The following is a 9,966-nucleotide window of genomic DNA, read 5'->3' on the forward strand; positions in this document are numbered from 1 at the left end:
GATAGTAGGGTTGGTAAAAAAAGAAGAGGTTAAGGAAATGACAGATAGACTAATAGAAGATTTAACTTTAAAAGAAGGCTATATAAATGGAAAACCAACTACTATAACATTAGAAAGAATAATCAATGAAACAAATGGGAATTGATTCCTTTTTGTTTCATTTTTGCAAATGATAAAATAAATTTAATTAAAAATATTATGCTTTTTTGATTTCATAATGATACAATAATATTATTGATTTTTATTAAAATGTTACTAATTGGTGGATTTTTTTGTTAATTATGAGAATTAATTGAAACATAGAATTTTTGTGCTATAATTGATGAGAAAACGGTTTTAATTTGTAAGGAGAGATTGTCTTTGGAAATAAAAAAACATAAGCTTAAGCTTAAAAAAAACGTTAAAATTATAATTGGCTTATTAGTAGCAATAATAGTATTATTGATTTTTGTAAACGTATATTATAGTAATCGCTGGTATCCTAATACAAATATAAGCGGTGTTGATGTTTCAAATATGACGTTTGATGAAAGTAAAGAAGCAATTGCCGATAAAGTTGAAAAATATTCATTAAAAATAGTTGGTAAAGATGGTTTATCAGTTACTGTTAATGGTGATGATGTTGGACTTACGGTTGAATATGAAAAGAATTTAGAAGATGATTTTGAAGAGCATAAAAGTAATCGTAGTTTCTTTGGTTTTTTAAGTAATCACGATCATAATTTAGAAGCAGATGCTTCATATAATCAAGAAGCATTAAATTCAATAATTAACAATTCAAATTTGATAACTGGAACTGAAGGAAACCCAATTGTTGCTTCAACAAATGCATATATTACATATGATGAGGATACAAAAAGTGGAAAAATTGTTGAAGCTACAACAGGAAACGAAATTAACATTGATAAACTAAATGAATTAATTAATAAGTCTTTTAGTAATCTTACTTCTAAATTAGATTTAAGTGAAAATAATGATGCTTATAAACAGCCTACAGCTAATTTAGATGAAGATAAATTAAATGAGATGTTACAAACATATAATAGTTATTTATTAAATTGGATTACTTGGGATATGGGTGAAAATACAACTGAAACAATGGCACCAAGTGATATAAAAAATTGGTTAAGTACTAATGATGCTGGTGAAGTTATACTTGATCAAGATGCAATGGAAGAATGGATAGAAGATTTTTGTTTAAAATATAAAACAGTAGGAAAAGAAAGATCATTTACAACTCATAATGGTAATGTTATTCAAATATCAGGTGGTGATTATGGATGGCGTTTAGACTATGATGCCATTGTTGAACAAGTTAAAAAAATAATCACAGAAGAAACTGATCAGTCATTGATTAATAATTATATTGAAGATCCAAATAAAGAAAACAAAAAGGCTTTAACTACAGAATTAGAACCTGAATATTCTAATAAAGGACATAAAAAAGATTACGAAAATTTTGAAAATGATTGGGATACCCAAAATTATAGTGAAATTGATTTAACTGAACAAAGAGTTTATGTATATCGTAATGGACAACTAGCATATAGCTGCATTTGTGTTAGTGGTTTACCAACTCCTAAACAAGATCGAATTACTCGTACTGGAGTTTGGTATATTAAAGAAAAGAAACCAGAAAAAGTGTTAGTTGGTGAAGATTATGAAACACCTGTTAAATATTGGATTAGAATTATGTGGACTGGTACAGGTTATCATGCTCTTGATCGTAGTGATTGGGATAAATGGACACCTGATTTATATAAGACAAGAGGATCACATGGATGTTTAAATCTTCAAGAAAATGATGCAAAAATGCTATATGAGTTAATTAATATTAATGATCCTGTATTTATTCACTATTAAAATAAAAGTTCTAGAAGATTATTTCTTTCTAGAACTTTTTTACAATTTAATTAATGGATTTATTTAAAGAAAAAAACCGTGTTATGATACGATTTTCTAGTATAAAATAACTTAACTAATCTTATCATAAATCACGGTATAATTATTTTATTTTACTTTTCCAGCATACATTTTTTCAAAATAATTTTGGTATTCACCAGATAAAATATTTTGCCACCATTCTTTGTTATCTAAATACCATTGAATAGTTTGTTGGATTCCAGTATCAAAATTATATTTTGGTTTCCATCCAAGTTCTGTTTCTAATTTAGTAGGATCAATAGCATATCTTCTATCATGACCTTTTCTATCTTCAACAAATTTGATTAAAGATTCAGGTTTGTTTAAAGCTTTTAAGATAGTTTTAACAACTTCTAAGTTAGTTCTTTCATTATGTCCACCAACATTATAAACTTCACCAACACGACCATTTCTAATGATTAAGTCAATTGCAACACAGTGATCATATACATGTAACCAGTCACGAACGTTATCACCTTTACCATATACAGGTAATTCTTCATCAGCTAAAGCTCTAGAAATCATTAATGGGATAAGTTTTTCTGGGAAATGATATGGCCCATAGTTATTAGAACATCTAGAGATAGTTACTGGTAATCCATAAGTACGATGATAAGCTAATACAAATAAATCTGCAGAAGCTTTTGAAGAACTATATGGACTAGATGTATGTAATGGAGTTGTTTCTGTAAAGAATAAATCTGGACGATCTAATGGTAAATCTCCATATACTTCATCAGTAGAAACTTGATGATATCTTTTTACTCCAAATTCTTTAGCTGCATCTAATAAAGTAGTAGTTCCCATTACGTTTGTTTTAACAAAGATTTCAGGATCTGTGATACTTCTATCAACATGTGATTCTGCAGCAAAGTTTACTACAACATCAAATTTTTCTTTTTCAAATAAATCAAAGATGAATTTACGATCAGCAATATCACCTCTAACAAATTTATAATTTGGTTTACCTTCAACTGGTTTACAAGTTTCTAAATTACCAGCATAAGTTAATAAATCTAAGTTTACAATCATATCTTCTGGATATTTATTTACCATATAATGAACAAAGTTTCCACCAATGAACCCTGCTCCACCTGTTACTAAAATTTTCATTTATTTATCTCCTTCGTATACAAATTGATTATTTGATTCTTCTAATGTTGGACCAGTCATATCTTTTTCACTTAATACTGGTTCAATGCCATCTAATAATTTACCCCAATCAACATTACATGTAGGATCATCATAACGCATACCACCTTCAGATTCTTTGTTGTACACGTTATCTACTTTATATCTAAATTCTACGTTTTCAGTTAAAGTTAAAAATCCATGAGCAAAACCTTGAGGAATAAAGAATTGACGATGATTTTCTTCACTTAATTCTACAGATACCCATTTACCATAAGTAGGACTTCCTTTACGAATATCAACAGCAACGTCAATAACTTTTCCTTTAGTGCAAGAAACTAATTTAGATTGTGCATATGGTGGATTTTGCCAATGCAAACCTCTTAATGTTCCTTTTTGTCCGCTAAATGACATGTTGTCTTGAACGAAATCAACAGTTACCCCTAATTTTTCATATTTAGGTTTAGAGTAAGTCTCTGTAAAATAACCACGATGGTCACCAAAAACATCTGTTTCAATAATTAATACTCCAGGAATTTCAGTTTCAATTACTTTCATATAATTTCTCCTTATTGATCAATAAATTTACCATCTAAAACATCTTTTAAATATTTACCATATTGATTTTTCTTATATAGTTCATAAGATGAATTTAGTTGTTCTTTAGAAATCCAGCCATTATTATAAGCTATTTCTTCAAGACATGCAATTTTACGATTTTGATGAGTTTCTACAGTTTTAACAAAGTTAGTAGCGTCAACTAAACTTTCATGAGTTCCTGTATCTAACCATGTAAATCCACGACCTAATAATGTTACATCTAAAGAACCATTATCAAGATAAATTTTATTTAAATCAGTGATTTCTAATTCACCACGAGCACTTGGTTTAATGCTTTTTGCATATTTAACTACATTACTGTCATAGAAATATAAACCAGTAACAGCATAATTTGATTTAGGTTTTGCTGGTTTTTCTTCTAAAGAAACAGCTCTACCATTTTCATCAAATTCAACAACCCCAAATCTTTCAGGATCATCAACATAGTATCCAAATACTGTTGCTCCGCTAGTTTTATTAGCTGCAGCTCTTAGTCTTTTACTTAATCCATGACCATGGAAAATATTATCTCCTAAAATCATTGCGCAAGAATCACCATCAATAAATTCTTCACCTAAAATGAACGCTTGAGCAAGTCCATCTGGAGAAGGTTGCACTTTATATTGAAGTGAGATACCAAATTGACTACCATCACCTAATAATTCTTCAAATCTAGGTGTATCATCAGGTGTTGAGATAATTAAAATATCTTTAATGCCTGCTTCCATTAAAATGCTTAATGGATAATAAATCATTGGTTTGTCATAAATTGGTAATAATTGTTTACTTGTTACTTGTGTTAGAGGATATAATCTTGTCCCAGATCCTCCCGCTAATACGATACCTTTCATAAAAAGCCTCCTTATATACATATTTATATTAAACCCTAACGTAACGTAAGGGTCAATAGATATTTGAAAATTATTAAGAATAATCAACATATTTTATATATTATAAACATTTAAAATATCTTTAATTAAAATAAAACAGAGATTTTTTTAAATCTCTGCAAAAATTATTTAGTACATATAAATAGACCCGAATCTTTTGTGATTTTTATACCATTGGATTTCTTTATCAAATCCTCAATATATTTTTTAAATTCATTCATTCTATTAACAAGAATATCATTTTGATTACCATGACAGCTAAGTATATAGTCAATTAAAGGCTGAGCTTGGGTAATCATTAAAGAGTCTTCATATTTTCTTAATTCAATATAATTAAAGTATTTTGATAATATTTCATGACCATTTTCCAAACCAAAATAATCTGGTAATGGTTCATCTGATAAACTAATACGATTATCAAAATTTTTAGCAATTTCATCAATTTCTTGCATATGCTTTTTACTGTAAGTAGTACAATAAAAAGTTCCTCTAGATTTTAAAACACGACTAATTTGAGATAAACCTAAATCAAGATCTTTTAAATAAAATAAAACATGATTAGCAATAATGGTATCAAAATAATTGTTTTTAAAAGGAATATTATGACAATCAATAACTAAATAATTATAATCATTACCTAGCTTTTCCTTTACTTCTTCAATCATTCCTTCAGAGTTATCCGATAAAAAAATTTCACGATTACGAAGATTATAATGATTATTTTCCCAAAGTTTACCATTACCACAACCAATTTCTAATAATCGATAGACAGTTGAAAAATCAATTTGTTCAAATAACCAGGGAAACCATCCTTGCGGATTAGTAGAAAATAAATCATGTAATTTTATCCGGGTTTTTAAATTTTTAGCATTCATATAGTTTTCAACAATGTTTTCATCAATAGCTGATAATTTAATTAATTCAATTATTTTGTCCCAAGCGATATTATTTTTACTAATTAATCGTTCAGTAGCTTTTAATGAATCTTTTAAATTATTTAAATGCTTTATTTTTTGATCAATTAAGTTTGTTTGTAATTGAATAGAGTGTAAGAAACTGTCTTGATCATTATCTTGGATTAGTGGATAGATTTCTTCAAGAGAAAAACCTAATTCTTTTAAACAAAGAATTTTTTGTAAAGTTATTAAATCTTGATTGCAATAACGACGATAGCCGTTTTCTAAAATCATCGTTGGTTTCAATAATCCTATTTTATCATAGTATCTAATTGTTCTTATTGTTACTCCTGCCAATTTGGCAAATTCACCTGTTGAATATAATTTTTCCATAGCTTTATTATAAGATGATAGATTATTTTTTAAAAGTTAATTTTAAAACAAATTGTAATGAATTTATAAAGATTTTGTTAAATAAAATTGTATTAAAAAAGATACTTTTGTATAATTAAATAAATAGAACATACTAAAAATAGGGAAGGTGGGGAAGATGGAAAAGACAATTGATAAAGTAAAAGAAATTGTTTTTAAGATTTATGATCGGGTTAATAATCGAATATTAGATTATCGTTATAAGGTTAATAAAAATGCGGGATTATGTTTTTCTTATTATTTGATTATGTCGATTATTCCTATTTGTTCGCTGATTGCTTTTTTTGCTTCAGTGTTGAATGTTGATTTATCTGTTATTGAAGAAGTATTACAAAAATATTTGACACCAGAATTTGCCAGTGTTGTTGTTGGGTCTTTGAATTCTAGTCATATTACACTATCTTCAATAGTCGTTCTTTGTATGTCATTATTTGTAGTTAGTCGAGGAATTAATCAGTTATATGGCATTTCAAAAAATTTATTTCCTTCGGCACATGAAAGAAATATTATAGTTGAACAGATTTTAATGATTGTAAAAACAGTAGCTGTTTTTGTTTTATTGTTATTAATAATATCTTTATTAACAATTTTGCCGGTTGTTAGTTATTTTGTAGATTTAAGTGGTATTTTTATGTTAGGAGATTTATATTTATTTTTAGTATTTTTTGTGATTTTATTTTTATTGTATAAGATAATTCCTGATGTACATGTGCATGTTTTTGATATTGTAAAAGGAGCTGCTGTTGCTAGTTTGTTGATGTTGATATTATTGACTGGTTTACAATTTTATTTTGGAATAGCTGATTATACATCTGTATATGGACCACTAGCTTCGATTGTAGTTGTTATGATTTCATGTTCATTAATTGCAGAAATGATATTTATTGGGATGTATGTGATGTTTGAAGCGCATATGAAAAGATTAATTATTGAGATGAAAAAACATAATAATTTAGCATAATATTATAAAAACATTGGTGCTTGTAAGATATTAACAATATCAATGTTTTTTTTATTTGTATTATTTTATGTTATGCATTAGAATAAGTGTGTTATAAATAAAGAAAGAGTGAGATGATGAAAGATATTAAAAATATTGTAGGGATATTATTAGGTAATACTATTTATGCATTAGGGGTAACGATGTTTATTTTACCTAATAATTTGATTACTGGTGGAACTACAGGGATGGCAATGCTTGTTAATGCAACTACTGGTTTTTCAATTACATTGTTTGTTTCAATATTTAATATAACAATGTTCTTATTGGGGTGGAAAGTATTAGGGAAAAAGTTTGCTATTACTACTTTGATTAGTTCTTTTTATTATCCATTTATTTTGGGTGTATTACAGGAAATATTTAAAAATGAAATAATGAGTAATGATACATTATTATGTGTTATTTTAGCTGGTTTGATGATTGGAGCAGCTATTGGAATCGTTATTCGTTGTGGAGCTAGTACCGGAGGAATGGATATACCACCATTAATTTTAAATAAAAAATTAGGAATATCTGTATCAGTAAGTATGTATGGATTTGATTTTGTGATTTTGCTTGGTCAAATGATTATCCGTGATCGGGAAATGGTTTTTTATGGTATTTTATTAGTTTTAATTTATACGATTGTATTGGATAAAGTGCTAGTAATTGGAAAATCACAAATGCAAGTTAAAATAGTAAGTGCTAAGCATCAAGAAATTAATGAGATGGTAATAAATGTTCTTGATCGAGGAACAACTTTAATTCATAGTGAAACTGGGTTTAAACACAACCCTTATCCAGTTGTACTTACAGTAGTCAATAATCGTGAACTAACACAATTAAATAATTATGTTTATGATATTGATCCTGATGCATTTATGATCATTAATAAGGTAAATGAAGTCAGAGGCAAAGGATTTTCTAGTGCTAAAAAATATGAAGCAAAATAATGTAAAGCCATCTTTTAATGAGATGGTTTTTTTATAGCTTGTATTTTATAATATAAAATATTAAAATAAACAATCGTAAATATATTATGTGATTATTATGTGATTAATTTTAAGTTAATTAACAATAAAGATAATAAAAATGATTGTTAAATAGGGAACTTTTATTGTATACTTAATCATGGTTATGAAGAAAGGAAGTAATAAAGTGAAAAAGAAGATAGCTAAAGTGAGTGCAGCGTCATTAATTACATTAAGTATGACTGTTGGTAATGTTACGGCTATAAATGGAATTAATGATACAAATGAAGCAGAAACAAATGAAAATGAAGAGATTTTAGAAAATAAAACACAAGAAACTAATAGCGTTTCTGGAGAAAATGCTATTCAAAATGATACTACAAATCAACAAAACAGTGAAACTGAAACAAGTGTAGATAGTAAAAGTGAGGAAAAATCTTTAGAAGATAGAGAAGTTATTGGTAAAACTACTTTCGTAGATGAAAATGGAAACGTTAAAGAAGTAGAGGTTCGTGATGGTACTACTGGTGAAACTTATAACCCTAATGCCCGTACAGTAAGTACTGCAAATATGGTTAATTTTAACTGTTCAGCAGCTGATAGTGTTATTACATATACTGATTATAATATTGGTCAAAGTGGATATCTTTCTAAAGCAAGTGCGGCTGATGCTGCTTTTTTGGGATATGAAAATGGTAAAGTTAAATTTATGGTATCTGGGGTTGTAGGACTTGTTGATGCAAATAAGGTTGAAGTAGTTAGCCAAGGAACATATTATGCAAGTAATTATGAAGTTAATTCAAAAGGTATGCTATATCATTATATTTCTAATAATGTTAATGCAACTGGTAATCAAGGAAATTATAATTATGTAGGAGTAGCACCTAGTTATTTACAAAAAGGAATTGAGTATTATAGTTATGACGGTCACTATTTTTATACTGATTATAACGTAATGATAAATGACTATAAAAATAATGTTCGTAGTAATTCGGTTAACGCTAATAATCCATACTATAATTATTTTCAATATTTACCATTAAGAAGTAAGACAAATTATAGTGGAGCACAGTTAACAAGTTATCTTAATAATAAAGCTAATTCATCAACATCAAAATTAAATAATACAGGTGATTCATTTGTAAAATATCAAGAAAAAAATGGAGTAAATGCACTATTAGCAGCAAGTGTTGCAGCATTAGAATCAGGATGGGGTAAAAGTTCAATTGCAATAAATAAAAATAATTTATTTGGATTAAATGCAGTTGATAGCAATCCTGGTGAAGCAGCAGATACTTTTGCGAGTGTTGAAGCTTGTATTTCTGATTTTACAGAAAATTGGATGTCTGAAAGATATTTAAACGCTGAATATACTTCACGTTATCGTGGTGGTTATTTTGGAGATAAAGGTAGTGGTATTTTTGGACAATATTCTTCAGATGTTTATGAAGGTGAAAAATGTGCTTCGATTGCTGCAAATATGGATAGCGGTATTACAAGCGCTGATTTAAATTATTATACAATTGGTATTAAAGATGCTAGTAGTACTACTTATACAGGTTTAGCTGTTAAAAAAGAAGCTAATGATAGTTCAGCAACATTATATACTACTATAAAAAATCCCGCTTATGCATTTATTGTTAGAAAAAAGGCTCTAAATAATGGATATTATGAGGTGCAAAGTGATTCATCACTTACAAGTGATAGAAATGATGTTTCAGGAAATGGTGAATATAATTTTTCTAACAATTATGGATACGTAAAATCAAATTCATTAACGATCTTTAATACTGGAAATGATGTAACTTATCCAAGTAATAGTATAAATCAAGCACCGGTAATAACAGATGCCAAGATAACAAACGTAAGCAAAAACGGGTATACAGTGACATGCAAAGTAACGGACGATGGAAGTCTTGATCGAGTACAAATGCCAACATGGTCAGAAAACGGTGGTCAGGATGATCTGATCTGGTATACAGCAACAAAGAGCGGAGATACATATACGATCAATGTAAAGACATCAAATCATAACAATGATACTGGAAAATACAATACGCATATCTATGCATATGACAGTGAAGGTAAATACAGTGTAGTAGAATTACAAACGGAAATTCCAGATGGCAATCAGGCACCAGAAA

The 9,966-nt window shown here is 28.0% G+C and carries 8 protein-coding genes; 4 read left to right on the forward strand and 4 right to left on the reverse strand.

Annotated elements, in window-relative coordinates:
* The first annotated feature begins 360 nt into the window (after nucleotides 1–360).
* Nucleotides 361–1,863, forward strand: coding sequence for a L,D-transpeptidase family protein (locus tag B5F09_RS13765; RefSeq protein ID WP_239404348.1), 1,503 nt, complete (start codon nucleotides 361–363; stop codon nucleotides 1,861–1,863).
* A gap of 147 nt (nucleotides 1,864–2,010) precedes the next feature.
* On the opposite strand, the gene rfbB is transcribed toward B5F09_RS13765, so the two are convergent.
* The 4 genes from rfbB to B5F09_RS13785 all read right to left on the reverse strand — a co-directional run bounded on the left by rfbB (nucleotide 2,011) and on the right by B5F09_RS13785 (nucleotide 5,833).
* On the reverse strand, nucleotides 2,011–3,036 hold the full coding sequence (rfbB, locus tag B5F09_RS13770; protein ID WP_087303239.1) for a dTDP-glucose 4,6-dehydratase: 1,026 nt from the start codon (nucleotides 3,034–3,036) through the stop codon (nucleotides 2,011–2,013).
* Nucleotides 3,037–3,612, reverse strand: coding sequence for a dTDP-4-dehydrorhamnose 3,5-epimerase (gene rfbC, locus B5F09_RS13775; RefSeq protein WP_087303241.1), 576 nt, complete (start codon nucleotides 3,610–3,612; stop codon nucleotides 3,037–3,039). It lies immediately after the preceding gene.
* 11 nt (nucleotides 3,613–3,623) lie between these two features.
* Entirely contained in the window at nucleotides 3,624–4,505 is an 882-nt protein-coding gene (gene rfbA / locus B5F09_RS13780) for a glucose-1-phosphate thymidylyltransferase RfbA (RefSeq protein WP_087303243.1), read from the reverse strand.
* A gap of 164 nt (nucleotides 4,506–4,669) precedes the next feature.
* A complete protein-coding gene (locus tag B5F09_RS13785; RefSeq protein ID WP_087374891.1) occupies nucleotides 4,670–5,833 on the reverse strand; it encodes a MerR family transcriptional regulator in 1,164 nt (387 codons plus the stop codon).
* A gap of 157 nt (nucleotides 5,834–5,990) precedes the next feature.
* On the opposite strand from B5F09_RS13785, the gene B5F09_RS13790 reads away from it, so the two are divergent.
* The 3 genes from B5F09_RS13790 to B5F09_RS13800 all read left to right on the forward strand — a co-directional run.
* On the forward strand, nucleotides 5,991–6,833 hold the full coding sequence (locus tag B5F09_RS13790) for a YhjD/YihY/BrkB family envelope integrity protein (RefSeq protein WP_087374893.1): 843 nt from the start codon (nucleotides 5,991–5,993) through the stop codon (nucleotides 6,831–6,833).
* 116 nt (nucleotides 6,834–6,949) lie between these two features.
* Entirely contained in the window at nucleotides 6,950–7,804 is an 855-nt protein-coding gene (locus B5F09_RS13795; protein ID WP_087374895.1) for a YitT family protein, read from the forward strand.
* Nucleotides 7,805–8,009: 205 nt separating this feature from the next.
* Nucleotides 8,010–9,966, forward strand: a 1,957-nt coding sequence (locus tag B5F09_RS13800; RefSeq protein ID WP_204215354.1) for a GBS Bsp-like repeat-containing protein, incomplete at its 3' end; no start/stop codon positions are given.

The sequence above is a fragment of the Erysipelatoclostridium sp. An173 genome (assembly GCF_002160495.1).
GTDB lineage: Bacteria > Bacillota_I > Bacilli_A > Erysipelotrichales > Coprobacillaceae > Thomasclavelia > Thomasclavelia merdavium.

What these genes read in the sequence shown, in the direction of transcription:
- rfbB (WP_087303239.1), bottom strand. Translation starts at nt 3,036, where the DNA reads ATGAAAATTTTAGTAACAGGTGGAGCAGGGTTCATTGGTGGAAACTTT.
- rfbC (WP_087303241.1), bottom strand. Translation starts at nt 3,612, where the DNA reads ATGAAAGTAATTGAAACTGAAATTCCTGGAGTATTAATTATTGAAACA.
- rfbA (WP_087303243.1), bottom strand. Translation starts at nt 4,505, where the DNA reads ATGAAAGGTATCGTATTAGCGGGAGGATCTGGGACAAGATTATATCCT.
- B5F09_RS13785 (WP_087374891.1), bottom strand. Translation starts at nt 5,833, where the DNA reads ATGGAAAAATTATATTCAACAGGTGAATTTGCCAAATTGGCAGGAGTA.
- B5F09_RS13790 (WP_087374893.1), top strand. Translation starts at nt 5,991, where the DNA reads ATGGAAAAGACAATTGATAAAGTAAAAGAAATTGTTTTTAAGATTTAT.
- B5F09_RS13795 (WP_087374895.1), top strand. Translation starts at nt 6,950, where the DNA reads ATGAAAGATATTAAAAATATTGTAGGGATATTATTAGGTAATACTATT.